General features: G+C 67.7%; 23 protein-coding genes. 6 read left to right on the top strand and 17 right to left on the bottom strand.

Annotated features, from left to right (window positions below; translation table 11 throughout):
* Positions 1-133: 133 nt before the first annotated feature.
* The 6 genes from thiL to FHS75_RS03770 form a co-directional block, all read right to left on the bottom strand.
* Positions 134-1,009, bottom strand: a complete 876-nt coding sequence (gene thiL / locus FHS75_RS03795) for a thiamine-phosphate kinase (protein ID WP_179406366.1) — start codon at positions 1,007-1,009, stop codon at positions 134-136.
* A gap of 8 nt (positions 1,010-1,017) precedes the next feature.
* Entirely contained in the window at positions 1,018-1,461 is a 444-nt protein-coding gene (gene nusB, locus FHS75_RS03790) for a transcription antitermination factor NusB (RefSeq protein ID WP_179406365.1), read from the bottom strand.
* Positions 1,458-2,750 carry a histidinol dehydrogenase gene (gene hisD / locus FHS75_RS03785; protein WP_179406364.1) on the bottom strand — a complete coding sequence of 431 codons (1,293 nt, stop codon included), beginning with the start codon at positions 2,748-2,750 and terminating at the stop codon, positions 1,458-1,460. Before hisD ends, nusB begins: the two co-directional genes overlap by 4 nt.
* Positions 2,750-3,421, bottom strand: coding sequence for an ATP phosphoribosyltransferase (gene hisG / locus FHS75_RS03780; protein WP_179406363.1), 672 nt, complete (start codon positions 3,419-3,421; stop codon positions 2,750-2,752). Before hisG ends, hisD begins: the two co-directional genes overlap by 1 nt.
* A 71-nt stretch (positions 3,422-3,492) precedes the next feature.
* The gene (locus FHS75_RS03775) at positions 3,493-4,377 is read right to left on the bottom strand and encodes a pirin family protein (RefSeq protein WP_179406362.1); all 885 of its coding nucleotides are present in this window, start codon (positions 4,375-4,377) and stop codon (positions 3,493-3,495) included.
* Complete coding sequence (locus FHS75_RS03770) at positions 4,374-4,646, bottom strand: BolA family protein (protein WP_425325954.1); 273 nt, start codon at positions 4,644-4,646, stop codon at positions 4,374-4,376. Before FHS75_RS03770 ends, FHS75_RS03775 begins: the two co-directional genes overlap by 4 nt.
* A gap of 45 nt (positions 4,647-4,691) precedes the next feature.
* Between FHS75_RS03770 and FHS75_RS03765 the strand changes: the two genes are divergently transcribed.
* Positions 4,692-5,294, top strand: coding sequence for a DnaJ domain-containing protein (locus FHS75_RS03765; protein WP_179406565.1), 603 nt, complete (start codon positions 4,692-4,694; stop codon positions 5,292-5,294).
* Positions 5,295-5,301: 7 nt separating this feature from the next.
* On the opposite strand, the gene FHS75_RS03760 is transcribed toward FHS75_RS03765, so the two are convergent.
* Genes FHS75_RS03760 through FHS75_RS03740 form a run of 5 tightly spaced genes read right to left on the bottom strand, consistent with a single transcriptional unit; the run spans position 5,302 to position 8,250 of the window.
* Positions 5,302-5,790, bottom strand: a complete 489-nt coding sequence (locus FHS75_RS03760) for a GFA family protein (protein ID WP_179406360.1) — start codon at positions 5,788-5,790, stop codon at positions 5,302-5,304.
* Entirely contained in the window at positions 5,787-6,413 is a 627-nt protein-coding gene (locus FHS75_RS03755; protein WP_179406359.1) for a glutathione S-transferase family protein, read from the bottom strand. Before FHS75_RS03755 ends, FHS75_RS03760 begins: the two co-directional genes overlap by 4 nt.
* A gap of 4 nt (positions 6,414-6,417) precedes the next feature.
* Positions 6,418-7,206, bottom strand: a complete 789-nt coding sequence (locus tag FHS75_RS03750) for a VOC family protein (RefSeq protein ID WP_179406358.1) — start codon at positions 7,204-7,206, stop codon at positions 6,418-6,420.
* Between the two features lie 14 nt (positions 7,207-7,220).
* Entirely contained in the window at positions 7,221-7,574 is a 354-nt protein-coding gene (locus FHS75_RS03745; RefSeq protein ID WP_179406357.1) for a DUF1428 domain-containing protein, read from the bottom strand.
* Between the two features lies 1 nt (position 7,575).
* Positions 7,576-8,250: a glutathione S-transferase family protein gene (locus tag FHS75_RS03740; protein ID WP_179406356.1), complete on the bottom strand. Its 675-nt coding sequence runs from the start codon at positions 8,248-8,250 to the stop codon at positions 7,576-7,578.
* Between the two features lie 64 nt (positions 8,251-8,314).
* Here FHS75_RS03740 and FHS75_RS03735 point away from each other — a divergent pair, with 64 nt between their 5' ends.
* A complete protein-coding gene (locus tag FHS75_RS03735) occupies positions 8,315-9,028 on the top strand; it encodes a winged helix-turn-helix transcriptional regulator (protein WP_179406355.1) in 714 nt (237 codons plus the stop codon).
* Positions 9,029-9,081: 53 nt separating this feature from the next.
* Entirely contained in the window at positions 9,082-10,071 is a 990-nt protein-coding gene (gene cobS / locus FHS75_RS03730; RefSeq protein WP_179406354.1) for a cobaltochelatase subunit CobS, read from the top strand.
* A 24-nt stretch (positions 10,072-10,095) separates the two neighbouring features.
* Here the strand turns inward: cobS and truA are convergent, their stop codons facing one another.
* On the bottom strand, positions 10,096-10,845 hold the full coding sequence (gene truA, locus FHS75_RS03725) for a tRNA pseudouridine(38-40) synthase TruA (protein ID WP_179406353.1): 750 nt from the start codon (positions 10,843-10,845) through the stop codon (positions 10,096-10,098).
* Positions 10,846-10,853: 8 nt separating this feature from the next.
* Positions 10,854-11,759, bottom strand: a complete 906-nt coding sequence (gene fmt / locus FHS75_RS03720; protein ID WP_179406352.1) for a methionyl-tRNA formyltransferase — start codon at positions 11,757-11,759, stop codon at positions 10,854-10,856.
* Positions 11,760-11,808: 49 nt separating this feature from the next.
* On the opposite strand from fmt, the gene recR reads away from it, so the two are divergent.
* From recR to FHS75_RS03705, 3 genes are all read left to right on the top strand, one after another.
* Positions 11,809-12,405 (top strand): recombination mediator RecR, encoded by a 597-nt coding sequence (gene recR, locus FHS75_RS03715; protein ID WP_179406351.1) that lies wholly within the window; start codon positions 11,809-11,811, stop codon positions 12,403-12,405.
* A gap of 64 nt (positions 12,406-12,469) precedes the next feature.
* Complete coding sequence (locus FHS75_RS03710) at positions 12,470-13,036, top strand: peptide deformylase (protein ID WP_179406350.1); 567 nt, start codon at positions 12,470-12,472, stop codon at positions 13,034-13,036.
* Positions 13,037-13,103: 67 nt separating this feature from the next.
* Positions 13,104-14,501: a DNA recombination protein RmuC gene (locus tag FHS75_RS03705; protein WP_179406349.1), complete on the top strand. Its 1,398-nt coding sequence runs from the start codon at positions 13,104-13,106 to the stop codon at positions 14,499-14,501.
* A 238-nt stretch (positions 14,502-14,739) separates the two neighbouring features.
* Here the strand turns inward: FHS75_RS03705 and FHS75_RS03700 are convergent, their stop codons facing one another.
* The 4 genes from FHS75_RS03700 to rapZ are packed head-to-tail and all read right to left on the bottom strand — an operon-like array spanning position 14,740 to position 17,222.
* Entirely contained in the window at positions 14,740-15,558 is an 819-nt protein-coding gene (locus FHS75_RS03700) for a TrmH family RNA methyltransferase (RefSeq protein ID WP_179406348.1), read from the bottom strand.
* On the bottom strand, positions 15,555-15,833 hold the full coding sequence (locus tag FHS75_RS03695) for an HPr family phosphocarrier protein (RefSeq protein WP_179406347.1): 279 nt from the start codon (positions 15,831-15,833) through the stop codon (positions 15,555-15,557). The genes FHS75_RS03700 and FHS75_RS03695 overlap by 4 nt, the downstream gene beginning before the upstream one ends.
* Entirely contained in the window at positions 15,830-16,234 is a 405-nt protein-coding gene (locus FHS75_RS03690) for a PTS sugar transporter subunit IIA (RefSeq protein WP_179406346.1), read from the bottom strand. Before FHS75_RS03690 ends, FHS75_RS03695 begins: the two co-directional genes overlap by 4 nt.
* A 52-nt stretch (positions 16,235-16,286) precedes the next feature.
* Complete coding sequence (gene rapZ, locus FHS75_RS03685; RefSeq protein WP_179406345.1) at positions 16,287-17,222, bottom strand: RNase adapter RapZ; 936 nt, start codon at positions 17,220-17,222, stop codon at positions 16,287-16,289.
* Positions 17,223-17,253: the final 31 nt, after the last annotated feature.

Below are 17,253 nucleotides of genomic sequence, written 5' to 3'. Positions count from 1 at the left end.
CCCCTCTCCAGTTTATCCCATGCGCGGGCGGCATTTTTCCGAACGGTGCCCGCGCCGGCAAGGGGCTAAGGCCTGATTCGCAAGAGGGCAACCTGTTTTGCCGGTTTATCCGGTACTTCGGGGGGCTGCCCGCTCAGCCGTGCTCGTAGCCGAGGCCGCTCGTCCCGCTTACGGGTTCGCCGTCGAGCACCAGCGTTTCGCCGGACGCTGCCCGCACGCTGCCGATGCGGTGGGCGGCGACGGGCAGGCGGGCATCGGCGGGTGCGGTAAAGAGGAGCTGGTAGTCGTCGCCCCAGCGCAGCGCTTCGGCGCGGCGTCCCTCGGGCGCGTCGATGGGCACCGATGCGGTCTCGATCTCGAGCGTGACGCCGCTGGCCCGGGCCAGGCGAAACGCATCAAGCAGCAGTCCGTCGGACACGTCCATCATCGCGGTGACCAGCGGGGCGAGCGCGATACCCTCGGACACCAGCGCCAGCGGGCGCAGGTAGGCAGCGCGCTCGCCGGCTCCGTCGCGGTACGCCTCGAACGCCATCATCGCGCCGCCGACAGGTCCCGTCAGGTAGAGCGTATCGCCGGGCCGCGCGCCGCCGCGAGAGGGGACGGGCGTGTGCGTGGCGCGGCCGACGGCGGTCAGACCGAGCACCTGCGCTTCACTGCCGCCCACCGTATCGCCGCCAAGCAGCGGCACGTCGTAGAACTTCAGCGCCTCGTCCAGCCCCGCGACGAAGCGCTCCTCGTCGCCGCACAGCATGTACGAAAGGAGCACCCCGACGGGCTTCGCTCCCTTGGCGGCAAGGTCCGAGAGGTTCACCGAAACCAGCTTCCAGGCGACATCGGCGGGGTCGATGCCCGACAGGTAGTGAACGCCCTCGACCATCGTGTCGTGCGTGAGGACGAGGGTTTCGGCGCCAAAAGGCAGCACGGCGCAGTCGTCCTCGAAACCGCGCGCCGCCGGGTTGCGCGCCAGCTCGCGCAGTGCCGCGATGAAGGCAAGCTCGCCGCGCGGCACGGGCGCGCCTACCGCACGTCCTTCGCGACGGCGTCGAGTACGCCGTTCACGAACTTGGCCTCGCGCGGTTCGAAGAATGCGTGGGCGACGTCGACGTATTCGCTGATCGCCGCGCCGGTCGGCACGTCCTTGCGGGCAAGCAGCTCGTAGGTGCCCGCGCGCAGGATCTGCAGCATCGTCTTGTCGAGCCGGGCGACGGTCCAGCCGCCGGCGAGCTTGCCGCCGACGATGCCGTCGATCTCCTCGGTCCGCGCGATCACGCCCTTCACGATATCGTCGAAGAACGCGACCTCGGCATCGGCGTAGACGTCCTCGTCGATCGCCGCGCCGAGGCGGTGGCGGTGGAACTCGTCGAGAAGCTGGGCTTGCGGCGTCTTTTCCATGGCATGCTGGTAAAGCGCCTGCACGGCGGCGAGGCGCGCGGCGGCGCGGGCCCTGGTCCGGGCGTTCATAGGCCGATCCTTGCACTGATTGAGCGGGCGTGCGCGGGCAGGCCCTCGGCCTCGGCCAGCGCGATGGCGGCGGGTCCGATGGCCTTGAGCGCGGCCTCGTCCGCCTCGATGAAGCTGGTGCGCTTCATGAAGTCCAGCACCGACAGGCCCGACGCGAAGCGCGCGCGGCGTCCGGTCGGCAGGACGTGGTTGGGTCCGGCGACGTAATCGCCGATCGCTTCGGGCGTATGCCGTCCGAGGAAGACCGATCCGGCATGGCGTATGGCATCGAGCATCGGCTCGGGGTCTGCGACCGCAAGCTCGACGTGTTCGGCGGCAAGCGCGTTGGCGAGGGCAGGGGCCTCGGCGAGGTCTTCGACGAGGATGATGATCCCGTGATCGTTCCAGCTGTCGCGCGCGGTCCGCTCGGTCTCCAGCATGCCCAGTTCGACGCCGACGCGGTCCGCGACGGTGTCGGCGAAGATTTCGCAATCGGTGATGAGGATCGACTGCGAGGACGGATCGTGCTCGGCCTGGCTCATCAGGTCGGCGGCGATCCACTCGGGATCGTTGTCCCTGTCGGCGATGACGAGAATTTCGCTCGGCCCCGCGACCATGTCGATGCCGACCACGCCGTAGAGCTGGCGCTTGGCCTCCGCGACCCAGGCGTTGCCCGGCCCGGTCACGACATCGACCGGAGCTATGCGCTTCGTGCCGTAGGCGAGCGCGGCGATCGCCTGCGCACCGCCGATCCGCCAGATCTCGTCGATCCCGGCGATGTGCGCGGCGGCGAGCACCAGCGTGTTAGTGGCACCACGGGGCGTCGGTGTTGCGACGACGATGCGTTCGACCCCGGCGGCGCGGGCGGGAATGGCGTTCATCAGCAGCGAGGAAGGGTAGGCTGCGCGGCCTCCCGGAACGTAGAGACCCGCCGCATCGACCGGCCGCCAGCGCGCGCCTAGCCGGACGCCGGCTTCGTCGCGATAGTCGCGGTCGGCCGGGACCTGCGCCTCGTGGTAGGCGCGGATGCGGTCTGCGGCGAGCTCGAGCGCGTCGCGCAGGTCGCGCGAAAGCGCGTCGTAGGCGGCGCGGCAGTCGTCCGCGCCGATGCGCCAGTCCTCGTCCTGCGAGAGCGAGTGTCCGTCGAAGCGCGCGGTAAATTCGGCCAGGGCCTCGTCGCCCCGCGAGCGAACCTCGCCCAGGATGCGGGAAACGGAGCGCGCGACATCCTCGTCGCTTTCTCGCCGCTCGCGCACTATGCGCGCGAACGCCTTTTCGAAGCCGGGATCGCTGCTGCGCAGGAACAGCATCAGGCGGCGGCCTTGCGGTCGACCAGCGAACGAAACGCCTCGACGAGGCGACCGACGCGCTCGTCGGTCTTGAACGCGGTGCGATTGACGATGAGGCGCGCCGAGATATCGAGGATCACGCTCGTCTCGACGAGGCCGTTCTCCTTGAGCGTGCGACCGGTCGAGACGAGATCGACGATGCGGCTTGCCAGGCCGAGGCTCGGCGCAAGTTCCATCGCGCCGTTCAGTTTCACCACTTCGGCCTGGACGCCCCGGCCCTCGAAATGGCGGCGTGTCAGGTTGGGGTACTTGCTCGCGATGCGCAGGTGGCTCGCCGGACCGGGCCGGGCCGCGTCGTCCTCTGCGGGTTCGGCGACCGAGAGGCGGCAGTGCCCGATGTCGAGGTCGACCGGCGCATAGAGGTCCGGATAGGCGAACTCCTCGACCACGTCGGAACCGACGATACCGACCTGTGCCGCGCCGTGAGCGACGAAGGTGGCGACATCGAAGGCGCGCACGCGGATGATCCGCATGTCCGAACCCTCGCAGTCGAAGGACAGCGAGCGCGATTTCCTGTCGTGGAATTCGGCCCCCGGCACGACGCCCGCGCGCTCCATCAGCGGCAGCGCCTCGTCGAGGATGCGGCCCTTGGGAACGGCGAAAGTAAGCGGTGCGGGGTCGTTATCGGACATGGCGCGGGCCTTACGGCGCACGAGGGCAAAGGGCAACTCGGAAGCTGCAATCGCGCGCGCGTCGCCGCTCCTCAGGGATAGCTTACGGTCTTGGGCTTGTCGGGCAGGGGGATGAATTCCTCCTCGTCGCCCGGAACGCTTGCGAAGCGGCCTTCGGTCCAGTCGCTCTTGGCCTGTTCGATCCGCTCGCGCGAGGAACTCACGAAGTTCCACCAGACGTGGCGTCTGGTCGCGAAGGCTTCGCCGCCCAGCAGCATGACCTTGCCGCCGCTCCCGGATGAGAGCGACATCGCATCGCCCGGCGCGAGCACGGTGAGCTCGTACAGGCCGAGGGCCGTGCCATCGACGGATGCCTCGCCGCGCACCAGCATGACCGCGCGTTCGTCCGCCCCGGCATCGAGCGGGATCGCGCCACCGGGCGCCAGGTCGATCTCGGCATAGATCGTCGCGGCGTGCTGCGTCGTCGGCGCGGTTGCGCCCCACAGCGTGCCCATCACGACCTGCGCCCGCGCGCCGCCGTCCTCGATCACGGGAAGGTTCGTGCGGCATTCGAAGGCCGGATCGATTTCCTCCTGCCCGTCGGGAAGCGCCAGCCAGGTCTGCATGCCGTAGAGCCTGGGGCCGGCCTCGCGCTCTTCGGCGGGGCTGCGTTCCGAATGGACGATGCCCGACCCGGCGGTCATCAGGTTCACCTGTCCCGGCCGGATCGTCGAGAAGCTGCCGAGGCTGTCGCGGTGATCGATCGCGCCTTCGAACAGCCAGGTGACGGTGGCAAGGTTGATGTGCGGATGCGGCCGCACGTCCATTCCCTTGCCGAGGTCGAGCTGCGCGGGGCCGAACTGGTCGACGAACAGGAACGGGCCGACCATGCGCAACGCCTTCGAGGGGATGGCGCGGCGAACCTCGAAATCGCCGAGGTCGTGGGTGACGGGAGTTACCGTCCGGACGATGCTCATACCGGTTCCCCCGGCGCGCGCGCCTTGATGGCGAGGGCGTGGACCCGCTGGCCGGGTATGTCACCCAGCGCGGCGTTGACCATGCGCTGCCGCTTCAGGCGCGATGCACCCTCGAATTCGGCGCTCTCGATCTCGACGGTGAAGTGCGATTCGCCGCTGCCGTCGTCGCCCATGTGGCCGCTGTGCTTCGCGCTGTCGTTGATGACCGCGAGGCGCGTCGGCGCGAAGGCCTGTTCGAGCAGTTGCCTGATTTCGTCGGCGATCGGCATAGGTGTCCCTTCCATTCCGGCGTGCAGCTTGCCATGTTTAAGCGGGTGAGACGAGACAGGTTCCACGGACGGCACGAAGCGGGCGGGCGAATGTGCGACTGGCCGGAGTGCGGCGAGGCGGGCGAATTCCGCGCGCCGGGCACGCGGCCCTCGGGCTTCGACGGGCCGGGCGAATTCCGCTGGTTCTGCCTCGACCACGTGCGTGCCTTCAATTCGGGCTACGACTTCTTCGAGGGCATGGACGCCGACGAGATCCTGCGCGCGCAGTCTCCGCTCGGGGGCTGGGATACCGAAACGCGCGCCTTCCGGGCAACCGGCGGAGTGGACGGAGTGCCCCGCTGGGCTGATTTCGCCGATCCGCTCGACGCCATCGGCGAGCGCGCCCGGGACTTCGTGCGCCGGCGGGAAGCGGCGTATCGTCCCGCGCAGCGCTCGGACGGGCGCCCTGTGACGCCTGCAGAGCGGCGCGCGCTCGATACGCTGGGACTGCCGCTCGACTCGAACCGCTCCGACGTGCGCCGACGCTACACCCGGCTCCTGCGGCGCTATCATCCCGATCACAACGGCGGCGACCGGAGCCTTGAGGACAGGTTGCGCCGCGTAGTGGAAGCCTACCAGCTCCTGCGGCGCGCGCCTGCCTTCAGCTGACCGGCGTTCAGCCGCGGCCGACCGCCCTGGCAAAGCGTTTGGCATTGTCCTCGCCCATGATCGCGGGAATCTCGCGGCCGGGGTAGAAGCCCTCGTAGCTCGGCATGTCGTCGGGGATCGCGACCCAGTCGACCTTGTCGGTCGTATGGATGTGGACCTGCGGAGTGACCGCGTGCGGATCGTCGAGCGCGCCCGCGCGGACGAAGCGCAGCCCGTCGCCCGCGGCGTGGTAGATGCTCCAGACAGAGGTGCCGCAATCGCTGCAGCGAAAGTTCGTCTGCCCGGCGCCGCTCGGCGTGGGGTGCTCGTGCGGAGCCGGATCGCCCTGCAACACCGTGATCGCGTCGGGCTTGACGAGGATGTTTACCGCGAAGGCGGTGCCGGTCTGGCGCTGGCACTGGCGGCAATGGCAGCAGTTGACGACGACGGGCTCGGCCTCGATCCGGAAGCGAACCGCCCCGCAATCGCAGCCGCCTTCCTTGCCGCTCAGGCTCATCCCTTCGCCGCCGAGATGAGATCGTTGTCGATCGCCTTCGCCGCCTTGTAGGCATCGCGCGCCTGGATGCGCTCGGCATAGCCGACGAAGCCCTCGTTGGGGGGAATCGTCCCGAAGTTGAGGCCCCAGTCGACCTGGCTGCCGACGTAGACGTCCGCCATCGTGAAGCGCGACCCGCAGACGAAATCGTTGACCGCAAGATGATCGTCCAGCGTCGAAATCGTGCGCTCGAAACTGCCCCAGCCGGCCATGCCCTGCTGCTCCTCGGTAGGCTCAAACTTCAGATGGCGCGAGGTGATCGCCTGCTCGACGGGGCCTGCAGCGAAGAACAGCCAGCGCAGGTAGGCGGCCATCTCGTCGTCGCTTGCCAGCAGGCCGGCCTCGGGGTGCATCTCGGCAAGGTAGGTGCAGATCGCGGCAGTTTCGGTCACCACCTTGTCACCGCTCTTGGCGTGATGGACCAGCGTCGGAACCTTGCCCATCGGGTTCGCTTCCATCAGTTCCATCGGCTTGTCGGTCCAGTCGACCAGCACCTGCCGGTAATCCGCGCCCGCCTCGTGCAGCGCCCAGCGGGCGATCTGTCCGCGCGACATCGGGTTGGTGTAGAACGTGTAGTCCGCCATCGGGTCAGCCTTTCCTCGGTGCGACGAGGCCGAATGCCGCGCCGTCGGGATCGCGCGCGACGACGACCACCTCGTCGCCCGGCACGTCCTGCGGACCCATTACCACGGTCCCGCCACCCGCTTCGACAGCCGATTTCGCCGCCTCGATGTCGGGCACGCGGAAATAGAACAGCCAGCCGGCCATGCCTTCGCCGCTGGCCTGCATCGCGCCGCCGAGGCGCGTCCCGCCAAGGTCGAGGAAGCAGTAGGGGCCGTGCTCGGGTCCCATTTCCATCCTGTCGTTCACCGCATACCCGAACATCGCGCCATAGAAATCGAGGGCATCGTCGCGCGAAGAGGACTGCAATTCGTGCCAGCCGACCATCCCGGTGTCGGCGGTATCCGACGAAAAGACCGTGCCGCCCTGGTCGGAGAAGCCGCGCATCACGTAAAAGGGAATGCCCTGAGGGTCCTTGACCAAGGCCATGCGGCCCACCCCGTTCAGGTCGAAGGCGGGCATCAGGACCGATCCGCCTGCCGCCTCTATCGCCGCGACCTTCGCGTCAACGTCCTCGACCGCGAGGTACATCAGCCAGATCGGGCGACCGCCGCCGGCGACCATCTCATCGGTCAGCTGCATCGCTCCGCCCGTCGCTCCGCCTCCGGGTCGCGAGAGGAACCAGTAGTCTGGCGCCTCCGGCATGTCCGACTGCACGAAAGTCCAGTCCACGACGCTTGCGTAGAATTTGCGGGCTTTCGGCAGGTCGGCCGCGAGCAGTTCGTACCAAACGGGCATTCCGGCTGCAGTCGCCATGACAGGGTCCTCCTTCAACGACCGTGAGTGAAGATCGGTGCAAAGCCGCCGAAGATCATGCGCTTGCCGTCGAACGGCATGTCGGGCGGCATCTGCCAGCGCTCGTCGGTTTCCATCTTCTTTGCGGCGGCATCGCAGGTTTCGCGGTCGGGCCAGATCATCCAGGAGAACACGATCTTCTCGCCGGCTTCTGCCTTGCAGGCCTTGCGAAAGTCGGTGTGCGTGCCATCGGGCACGTCCTCTTCCCAGCCCTCGACGATCTCGAGCACGCCGTATTCGCGAAACATCTCCGCGGCCTTCTCGGCCAGCGCGCGATAGTCTTCCTTCCTGCCTTCCGGCACGGGAATCAGGAAACCCTGGATGTACATGTCATGCCTCCGTCTTTTGAGCGGTCCGGTCGAATGCCGCGATCTGGTCGGCCATCGCCTGCGCGAATGCGGGGCGGGCCATCGCGCGGTCGCGATAGGCGGCGAGCGTCGGGCGCCGTTGCAGAAGATCAGTATGCTCGAGTGTGCGCAGCATCGTCGTCATGGCGATGTCGGCGATTGAAAACTGGCCTGCGAACCATTCGCGATCACCAAGACCGGCGACCAGTCCGTCTAGCCGCGCGCCGAGCATCTCGATCATCGACGGCCGGCGAAGCTTTGCCCACTCTTCCTCCGCGTTCACGAAATCGACGAGGAACATCTCGATCAGCGATGGCTCAATAGAATTGTACGCGGCGAAGAGCCAGCTCATCACTGCTCCGCGCGCCGGGTTTTCGCGCGGGAGCAGGTGAGGGTCCTTCTCGCCGATGTGCACCAGCGTCGCGCCGCTTTCGAATACGCGCGTATCGCCTTCGCGAATGACCGGGACCTGGCCCCAGGGCTGCTCGGCGAAATACCAGTCCGGCTTGTCGCGCACGTCGATGAGGCGTTCGCGATAGGGAAGGCCGATTTCCTCGCATGCCCAGCGCGGGCGGATGTCGCGAACATGTCCACGCGCCAGGTCGGGTACCCAGTCGAATGCGGTGATTTCCAGTTCGGCTTCTCGGCTGATCGGCATCCATCCCTCCATTTCGCGAGTCGTGACTTGCCGACCATCGACTTATGAGTTACTAAAAGCAACAATGAAGTTTGAAAATAAAACCGAACCGGTCGACAGGCACGGCAAGTGGTACCGGGACGCCTGCGCCGCCGCCTTTGCGATGGAACTTGTCGGAGAACGCTGGACGATACCGATCGTTCGCGAGCTTATGCTCGGCGGACGACGTTTCAGCGACATTCGCGCCAGCCTGCCCGGCATCAGCGCCAGGGTGCTGACCGAGCGACTCGCGCGCCTTCAGGACCTGGGCATCGTACTGCGCGTGGACCGGAACGACCCGGTGCCGCACCGGCTCTACCTGCTCACCGACTGGGGCAGGGGCCTGGAAGCGGTGATGGCCGAGATGGGCCGCTGGGCGGTCCGCTCGCCGCTCCACGATCCGACGCTGCCGCTCACCCCGGTGGCGCTGATGCTTTCGCTGCGCGCGATGTTCCGGCCCGCGCGCGCTCGCGACCTTCGGGTCGACGCCGGGATTGTCATCGGCGATACACGGATGCGCGCGCACATCGCGGATGGCGAGCTTGCCGTCGCGTATGCCGCACCGGACGATCCGCCCGCAGACGTTATCTTCGCCGCGCCGACCTCGCTCGACCTGCTCAAGGTGTTCTACGGCAAGGCCCCGCCGGGAGCCGAAGGCGTCGCCGTCGAAGTGAGGGGCGATGCCGGACTTGCCCGCCGCTTTGTCGATTGCGTCGAGATACCGCCGAAATGCCCCGTGCCCCCGGCTGCCGCGACTTGACCGCGTTAAAGCGTGTTGCAGCGCGGCGCGCGGCTCTGTAGGCGGGGGGCGCGATGAACGAGATTTCCAGCATGACCGACAGCCGCGACGCGACCGTGCTCGCCAGGCCCGACAAGCAGATCGATGTCCGCGAGACCTTCGGAATCGATATCGACATGAAGGTGCCCGCCTTTTCCAAGGCGGACGAGCGCGTGCCCGATCTCGACGAGAACTACGTGTTCGAACCCGACACGACGCTCGCAATCCTTGCCGGGTTCGCCTTCAATCGCCGGGTGATGGTGCAGGGCTATCACGGCACCGGCAAGTCCACGCACATCGAACAGGTCGCGGCGCGGCTCAACTGGCCGTGCATCCGCATCAACCTCGATGCCCACATCAGCCGTATCGACCTGATCGGACGCGACGCCATCGTCCTGCGCGACGGCCTGCAGGTCACCGAGTTCCGCGAGGGCCTGCTGCCGTGGGCGCTGCAGCACCCGGTCGCGCTGGTCTTCGACGAGTACGACGCGGGGCGCCCCGACGTCATGTTCGTGATCCAGCGCGTTCTCGAAACCGAGGGCAAGCTGACGCTGCTCGACCAGAACCGGGTGATCCGGCCCGATCCGCACTTCCGGCTGTTCGCGACGTCGAACACTGTCGGCCTCGGCGATACCTCGGGCCTCTACCACGGCACCCAGGCGATCAACCAGGGCCAGATGGACCGCTGGAACATCGTCGTCGGCCTCAACTACCTGCCCGCCGAGACCGAGAACGAGATCGTGCGCGCCAAGGTGCCCGACATCGATGCGAAGATGATCTCCGACATGGTGAAGGTCGCCGACCTGTCGCGCCAGGGCTTCATCAACGGCGACATCTCGACGGTCATGAGCCCGCGCACGGTCATCACCTGGGCGCAGAACACGGGCATCTTCAAGGACCCCGGCTTCGCCTTCCGTCTCTCGTTTCTTAACAAGTGCGACGAGACCGAGCGGATGCTGGTCGCCGAATACTACCAGCGCGTGTTCGGTACCGACCTGCCCGAAAGCGTGGTCTCGAAGGCGTGAATCCGGGCGCGCGGTTGACCTGACTCAATCCCGCTCCGGATACCTCGCCGCAACGAAGTAAAGCCCCTCAGGCGGCGCGTTCAGGCCGAGCGCCTGCCGGTCGCGCGCGGCGAGCGCCTCGCCGACCTGCGCTTCCTCCCAGCGTCCCATGCCGACGAGCGCGAGGCACCCGACCATCGAGCGGACCTGGTGGTGCAGGAAGCTGCGCGCCTCTGCCTCTATCAGCACGGCATCGCCCTCGCGCCGCACGGCGAGCCGGTCGAGCGTCTTGAGCGGACTTCTCGCCTGGCAATGGACAGAACGGAAGGTGGTGAAGTCCTGCTGCCCGACCAGCGCCTGCGCGGCGCGGTGCATCGTTGCGGCATCGAGCGGTTGCGCCACGTGCCAGGCGCGCCCGCGCTCGAGCGTCAGCGGAGCGCGGCGGTTGGCGATACGGTAGAGGTAGCTTCGCCCGATGCACGAAAAGCGCGCGTGCCATTCCTCCGCCACCGCCTCGCACGCGATCACCGCGACGGGATCGGGCCGCAGCAGCGCGTTGAGCGCCTCCATCAGGCGGAATGGCTCGAACGGCTTTGCGATCTCGACGTGGACCGGCATGGCGAGCGCATGGACGCCCGCGTCGGTGCGGCCCGCCGCGTGCAGCGTCACCGTCTCGCCCGTCACCGCCGTCACCGCTTCCTCGACCGCCTGCTGCACCGAAGGCCCGTGCGCCTGCCGCTGCAGGCCCATGAACGGGCCGCCGTCGAACTCGAGGGTAAGGGCGAAGCGCTGCATGCCCGCGCTCAGCGAATCTCGGTGCCCGCCGGGATCGGCTTGCCGCGCAGGAAGGCATCGGTGTCCATCGCCGGCTTGCCCGCGCGCTGGATACGTACCGGCCGGATCGCGGCATGCTCGCAGGCGATGGTGAGCTCGTCGTCGAGCGTCGTCGCGGGCTGGCCCTGCCGCCCGACGATCTCTGCCTCGAGCACCCGGTAGCGTTCGCCCTCCAGCTCGAAGAACGCGCCGGGCGAGGGGGCGAAGGCGCGCACCTGCCGCTCGACGAACTCGGCGTCGCGCAGGAAGTCGAGCCGCGCCTCGCTCTTCTCGATCTTGGGCGCGTGGGTCGCCTGCCTGTCGTCCTGCTCGACCGCGCGGTGGACGGCAAGGTCGCGCAGCGTGCCGACCATGAGCTGCGCGCCCAGCTCGGCCAGTTCCCCGGTCAGATCGCCCGCCGTCTTGCGCTCGACAGGGGTGCGCGCGGTGGCGAGCATGGGGCCGGTATCGAGGCCCTTTTCCATCTGCATGATCGTCACGCCCGTCACCGGGTCGCCCGCCAAGATCGCGCGCTGGATCGGTGCGGCGCCGCGCCAGCGCGGCAGGATCGAGGCGTGGATGTTGAGGCAGCCGCGCCGGGGCGCGCTCAGGATCGCTTCGGGCAGCAGCAGGCCATAGGCGGCGACCACGCCGATGTCGGCATCGAGCGCGGCGAATTCGGCCTGCACAACGGCATCCTTCAGCGAGGCGGGATGGCGCACCTCGATCCCCAGCACTTCGGCCTCGGCCTGCACCGGCGAGGCCTGCAGCTTCCTGCCCCGTCCGGCGCGGCGCGGGGGCTGCGTGTAGACGGCGACGATCTCGTGCCCGGCGTGGTCCAGCGCCCGAAGCGCGGGCACCGCGAAAGCGGGCGTTCCCATGAAGACGATGCGCATGGCGTGTGAAGGCTTCCTCTGAAAGGCGGCAAGCCCTATCTGCGGTGCGATGGCATCGCAAGAGATCGAGACGCTGACGCAGGCCCTGTCGCGGCTGCCGGGGCTGGGCCCGCGCAGCGCGCGCCGCGCCGTGCTGTGGCTCCTGAAACGGCGCGACGCGGCGCTCCCGCAGCTTGTCGAAGCGCTTGCCGCGGTGCAGGACACGCTGGTCGAGTGCGGTACCTGCGGCAACATCGATACGCGCGATCCGTGCGGCATCTGCGCCGATCCGCGCCGCGATGCGCGCTCGCTCTGCGTCGTCGAGGACGTTTCGGACCTCTGGGCGCTCGACCGGGCGCGGCTGTTCACCGGGCGCTACCACGTGCTCGGCGGCAGGCTTTCGGCGCTCGACGGCATCCGGCCCGAAGACCTTGCGATCGGCACGCTGATCGCGCGCGTCGCGGCGGGCGGCATCGACGAGGTCGTGCTGGCGATGAACGCCACGCTCGAGGGGCAGACCACCGCGCACTACATTGCCGAGCGGCTCGAGGATTACCCGGTCCGCATCACCCAGCTTGCCCACGGGCTGCCCGTCGGCGGCGAGCTCGACTACCTCGACGAAGGCACGCTGGCGCAGGCGCTGCGGGCGCGCCGGCCGCTGGGATAAGCGCTCAAGGCTCCCGTGCGCGCGCTCGCTTGCGCAAGCCGGTAAGGCCCACTATTTCGGGCGCATGGCTATCCGCACGATCATCGAAGCGCCCGACCCGCGCCTGAAACAGGTTTCCAAGCCCGTCGAAACGTTCGACGACGAACTGAAGACGCTCGTCGAGGACATGTTCGAGACGATGTACGACGCGCCGGGCATCGGCCTTGCCGCGATACAGGTCGGCGTGCCGCTGCGCGTGCTCGTCATCGACCTCCAGCCCGAGGACGAGGATGCCGAGCCCGAGGTGTGCAACCACGGCGGGCACGAGCATACGCACCAGCCGACCAGGCGCGAGCCGCGCGTGTTCGTCAATCCCGAGATCCTCGACCCGTCCGACGAGACGCGCCTCTACAACGAGGGTTGCCTCTCGGTGCCAGAGATCTACGCCGAAGTCGAACGCCCGGCGCGCATCCGCGCCCGCTGGCAGGACCTCGACGGGAACACGCACGAGGAGGAGATGGACGACCTCATGGCCACCTGTCTCCAGCACGAGATGGATCACCTCGAAGGCATCCTGTTCATCGACCACCTCTCGCGCCTCAAGCGCAACATGGCGCTCAAGCGGCTCGAAAAGGCGCGCAAGGCGGCCTGATCTCCTCGCTTGGGGAAAACCGGAAAGAGGGCTGGCGTTCCCGATGCGTTCCGCCTAGGCTGGCCGCATGGAAATCGCGATCTACGTCGTCGTCGCGCTCGTCATCGGCCTCCTCGCAGGCTGGTTTTTCGCGTCGCGCCCCTTATTCGACCTGAAAGCCAAGGTCGGAGCTCTTGAGGGCGAGGCCAAGGACGCCGATGCGAAATTCCTGCGCACCTTCGCGGACCTCGAAGCCGCCCGGGAACGGGCGAATGCGGCCGAAGCGCTGAAGACCGAGATTGCCGGATTGCGGCGTGAGCGTGACGCGTTCGGCTCCGAACTGGCGACGCTCAAGGCCAATGCCGAACATTTCGAGGAGCAGAAGCGCCTTCTGCTCGAATCGCAGGAAGCCTTGCGCAAGGAATTCGAGCGGACCGGCGCAAAAGCGCTCGAAGCCGCACAGGATGCCTTCCTGAAACGCGCAGCCGAACGCTTCGAAGTCGCCGAGGAACGGCACGAGGAAAAGCTGAAATCGTTGCTGGCGCCCGTCGGCGAGCGGCTGAAAAGCTATGAAAAGCAGGTAGGCGACCTAGAGGCGAAACGCGTCGATGCCTTCGGCCAGCTTACCGGCCTGATCGAGGCGATGCGCGCCGGGCAGGAGCAGGTTCGTACCGAGGCCGCACGACTGGGCAATGCGCTGACCAATGCGCCCAAGGCGCGCGGGCGCTGGGGCGAACAGCAGCTCAAGAACCTGCTCGAAACATGCGGCCTGTCCGAGCATACCGATTTCTTCCTGGAGCAATCGATCGAGACCGACGAGGGGCGCTTGCGGCCCGATGCCATCGTGCGCATTCCGGGCGGCAAGGTGCTGGTGATCGACGCCAAGGTCTCGCTCAACGCCTATCAGGAGGCCTTCCACGCCGACAGCGACGAGGCGCGGACGACTGCGCTGAAGGCGCACGTCGCCTCGATGCGCAACCACGTCCAGACGCTGGGTGCCAAGAGTTACCAGAGCCAGTTCGACGATGCGCCCGATTACGTCGTGATGTTCGTTCCGGGCGAGCATTTCGTCGCCGCCGCGCTCGAACAGGACCCCGAACTCTGGGACTTCGCCTTTCGCAACCGCGTGCTGCTCGCCACCCCGACCAACCTCGTGGCCATCGCGCGAACCGTCGCGCAGGTCTGGCGGCAGGACGCGCTCGCCGCCGAAGCGCGGGACATCGGCAAGCTGGCCTCCGACCTCTACGACCGCATCGCCATTGCGGGCGACCATCTCAAGCGGGTCGGGTCGGGCCTCGATACGGCGGTCAACAACTACAACAAGTTCGTCGGCAGCTTCGAACGCAACGTGCAATCGTCGGCGCGCAAGCTGCGCGACAAGGGAATCGAGATCGGCAAGCGCGAAGTCGACGATGTGCCGCTGATCGAGACGAGCCCGCGCTACAACGCCAAGGACGTGGAGGACATCGGGGAAGCCGCCGAATAGGCACGCGCTGTCCTACATCGCGCCGCGCCGGTAAGGTGGCGACGGCTCTTTCCAATCGTCATCCTTCCGGCGTTTTCGCGCGACAAGGTGTCAACTTGTCCGGAATGCGCGAAACTGCCCGGTTTGCGCGGGTTTGCGCGGGTTTGCGGCCGATGGGGCAGGGCGACAGGGTGTCGCCTTTGTCAACTTCGGCCAGACAACTTCGGCCAGTAAACTCCGGCCAGTAAACTCGGGCCGGTCAGCTTCCGGGACGCAGCGCAGCCAGTGCCTCGTACGCGAGCACCGCGCCCGCGACCGCGGCATTGAGGCTGTCCGCGCGGCCGAGCATCGGCATCGTCACCCGCAGGTCGCAGGCATCCTCGTAGGCCTGCGGCAGCCCCTGCGATTCGTTGCCCACCAGCAGGAAGCATGGCGCGGCGTAGGGCGCCTGCCGGTAATCGGTGGCGTCGCACAGCGAAGCCGCGACGAGTTGTCCGTCGCCCTGCCGCAGCCAGGCGATGAACTCGTCCCAGCGCGCCGTGGCGACTGCCTGCGTGAATATCGCGCCCATGCTCGCGCGCACCGCTTCGACCGAGAACGGATCGGCGCAATCGTCGATCAGGATCAGCCCGCCCGCGCCGACCGCGTCGCCCGTGCGCAGCATGGTGCCGAGGTTGCCCGGATCGCGCAGCGCCTGTGCCACCAGCCAGATCGGGGCCTTCGCCCGGTCGAGCGTGGCCAGCCGCGTGTCGAACTCGGCGAAGACTCCCGCCACCGATTGCGGGTTGTCCTTGCCCGTCACCTTTGAAAGGACGGCAGGCTCCATCTCCACGATATCGCCGCCCGCCACGTGAACGGCATCCTCGAGTGCGGTCAGCAGCGGATGCGGGTCGCGGTCGGTCGCCATCACCAGCGTCTCGGGCAGCACTCCGCATTCGCGCGCATCGGTCAGCAGCCGCAGTCCCTCGGCCAAGAAGCGCCGTTCGCGCCTGCGGTGCTTCTTGTCGCGCAGCGAGCGCAGGTACTTGACCAGCGGGTTTGAAAAGCCGGTGACCTGCCGACGGTGCGGCGCGGTCATTCCTCGTCGAAGCCGTCGCGCACCAGCTTGGCAAGCCCCGCCAGCGCCTCTTCGGCCCCGTCGCCGCTCACGCAGATGTCGATGGTGTCGCCCTTGGCCGCGCCGAGCATCATCAGGCTGAGGATCGAGCGTCCCTCGGCGTCCATGCCGTCCTTGCTGACCCGGACCGTCAGCGCCTCGTCGAGGCCGTTGACGTGGCTCACGAACTTGGCGCTCGCCCGCGCGTGCAGGCCGCGCTTGTTGACGATCCGCACCTGCTCGCAGACGCTGATCATGCGTCCTGCCCCAGGTATTCGGACGCGATGGTGATGTAGTTGCGCCCGGCCTCGCGCCCCGCCGCCGTCGCTTCCTTCACGCTCATGCAGCAGCGCGCCTTGGCGAGCCGGATCAGCATCGGCAGGTTGATCCCGGCGATGACCTCGACCTCGCCCGCCTGCATCAGCGATATGGCAAGGTTCGACGGCGTGCCGCCGAAAAGGTCGGTCAGGATGATCGCGCCTTCACCCGCGTTCACCTGCCCGATCGCGGCGGCGATCTCGCTGCGCCGCGCTTCCATGTCGTCGTTCGGGCCGATGCAAACGGTGGCGATGGCCTCCTGCTCGCCGACCACGTGCTCCATCGCGTGGACGAATTCCTCGGCGAGATTGCCGTGTGTGACCAGGATCAGGCCGATCATGCTGGAAGAGTGCTCCGAAAGTCCTGCCCGCAACCGCGGTTGTCTTGTGCCCTCATGCGCGCGACTCCTCAAGGAGGTCCGCCGCCCGCGAGCCGAGGTTGCGATGCAGCAATGTGGGCGAAAAGCCGGCGTCGTGCAAGGCCGCAGCCATGCGCTCGGCGGTGAAGACCGAACGGTGCCGTCCGCCGGTGCATCCAAAGGCGATATGGACGTAGGCCTTGCCTTGCGCGCGATAGCGGGGAAGCAGCATCAGCGACAGGTCGCGGATGCGCGTGAAGGCATCGCCGAAAGCCGGGTCCTTCTCGATATGCCGCCCCACCGCCTCGTCCCTGCCGGTGAGCGGGCGCAGTTCGTCCACCCAGTGCGGATTGTCGAGGAAACGCATGTCGAACACGAGATCTGCGACAGGCGGCATGCCGCGCGCGAAGCCGAAGCTGGAAACCGTGACCGTCATCTCCGACCCGCCCGGCCGCTCGAACCGCTCGCGCATCGCCTGCTGCAGCTCGTTGGTCGAGAACTCGGTGGTGTCGATCATCATGTCGGCCCAGCGACGCAGCGGCTCGAGCAGTTCGCGCTCGGCCGCGATGCCCGAGGAAACCGGCATGTCGGCGGCAAGCGGGTGCCGGCGGCGCGTCTCGTTGTACCGCCGTTCGAGCTCGCGCCCCGAGCAATCGAGGAACAGCGTCGTCAGCTCGAGGTCCGTGCGCTCGGCCAGCGCCTTGACCTGCTCGATGATGCGCCGTGGATCGAAGCCGCGGGTGCGCGCGTCGAAGCCGATGGCAAGCGGTGCGCGGATATCGGAGGCCGGAGCCTCGGCAGGATCGACGAGGCGGTCGAACAGGCGAATCGGAAAGTTGTCGATGGTTTCCCAGCCCAGGTCCTCGAGCACGCGCAGGGCGGTGGACTTGCCGGCGCCGAGCAGGCCGGTCACCAGCAGGATACGCTGCACCTGTCTGCCAACTGAGGCGGAGGGCGACTCCTCTTGCATAAGCCGCCCTATTGCGCCCGCCGCCGGGGAA

The organism is Novosphingobium marinum, from assembly GCF_013408095.1.
Taxonomy (GTDB): Bacteria; Pseudomonadota; Alphaproteobacteria; order Sphingomonadales; family Sphingomonadaceae; genus Novosphingobium; species Novosphingobium marinum.
Note: the sequence above shows the minus strand (reverse complement) of the source record. Positions and strands in the feature narration are given on the sequence as shown.

Excerpts from the sequence above, each read along its gene's own strand:
- nusB (WP_179406365.1), bottom strand. The coding sequence starts at position 1,461 with ATGAACGCCCGGACCAGGGCCCGCGCCGCCGCGCGCCTCGCCGCCGTG.
- hisD (WP_179406364.1), bottom strand. The coding sequence starts at position 2,750 with ATGCTGTTCCTGCGCAGCAGCGATCCCGGCTTCGAAAAGGCGTTCGCG.
- hisG (WP_179406363.1), bottom strand. The coding sequence starts at position 3,421 with ATGTCCGATAACGACCCCGCACCGCTTACTTTCGCCGTTCCCAAGGGC.
- FHS75_RS03775 (WP_179406362.1), bottom strand. The coding sequence starts at position 4,377 with ATGAGCATCGTCCGGACGGTAACTCCCGTCACCCACGACCTCGGCGAT.
- FHS75_RS03770 (WP_425325954.1), bottom strand. The coding sequence starts at position 4,646 with ATGCCGATCGCCGACGAAATCAGGCAACTGCTCGAACAGGCCTTCGCG.
- FHS75_RS03760 (WP_179406360.1), bottom strand. The coding sequence starts at position 5,790 with ATGAGCCTGAGCGGCAAGGAAGGCGGCTGCGATTGCGGGGCGGTTCGC.
- FHS75_RS03755 (WP_179406359.1), bottom strand. The coding sequence starts at position 6,413 with ATGGCGGACTACACGTTCTACACCAACCCGATGTCGCGCGGACAGATC.
- FHS75_RS03750 (WP_179406358.1), bottom strand. The coding sequence starts at position 7,206 with ATGGCGACTGCAGCCGGAATGCCCGTTTGGTACGAACTGCTCGCGGCC.
- FHS75_RS03745 (WP_179406357.1), bottom strand. The coding sequence starts at position 7,574 with ATGTACATCCAGGGTTTCCTGATTCCCGTGCCGGAAGGCAGGAAGGAA.
- FHS75_RS03740 (WP_179406356.1), bottom strand. The coding sequence starts at position 8,250 with ATGCCGATCAGCCGAGAAGCCGAACTGGAAATCACCGCATTCGACTGG.
- FHS75_RS03735 (WP_179406355.1), top strand. The coding sequence starts at position 8,315 with ATGAAGTTTGAAAATAAAACCGAACCGGTCGACAGGCACGGCAAGTGG.
- cobS (WP_179406354.1), top strand. The coding sequence starts at position 9,082 with ATGAACGAGATTTCCAGCATGACCGACAGCCGCGACGCGACCGTGCTC.
- truA (WP_179406353.1), bottom strand. The coding sequence starts at position 10,845 with ATGCAGCGCTTCGCCCTTACCCTCGAGTTCGACGGCGGCCCGTTCATG.
- fmt (WP_179406352.1), bottom strand. The coding sequence starts at position 11,759 with ATGCGCATCGTCTTCATGGGAACGCCCGCTTTCGCGGTGCCCGCGCTT.
- recR (WP_179406351.1), top strand. The coding sequence starts at position 11,809 with ATGGCATCGCAAGAGATCGAGACGCTGACGCAGGCCCTGTCGCGGCTG.
- FHS75_RS03710 (WP_179406350.1), top strand. The coding sequence starts at position 12,470 with ATGGCTATCCGCACGATCATCGAAGCGCCCGACCCGCGCCTGAAACAG.
- FHS75_RS03705 (WP_179406349.1), top strand. The coding sequence starts at position 13,104 with ATGGAAATCGCGATCTACGTCGTCGTCGCGCTCGTCATCGGCCTCCTC.
- FHS75_RS03700 (WP_179406348.1), bottom strand. The coding sequence starts at position 15,558 with ATGACCGCGCCGCACCGTCGGCAGGTCACCGGCTTTTCAAACCCGCTG.
- FHS75_RS03695 (WP_179406347.1), bottom strand. The coding sequence starts at position 15,833 with ATGATCAGCGTCTGCGAGCAGGTGCGGATCGTCAACAAGCGCGGCCTG.
- FHS75_RS03690 (WP_179406346.1), bottom strand. The coding sequence starts at position 16,234 with ATGATCGGCCTGATCCTGGTCACACACGGCAATCTCGCCGAGGAATTC.
- rapZ (WP_179406345.1), bottom strand. The coding sequence starts at position 17,222 with ATGCAAGAGGAGTCGCCCTCCGCCTCAGTTGGCAGACAGGTGCAGCGT.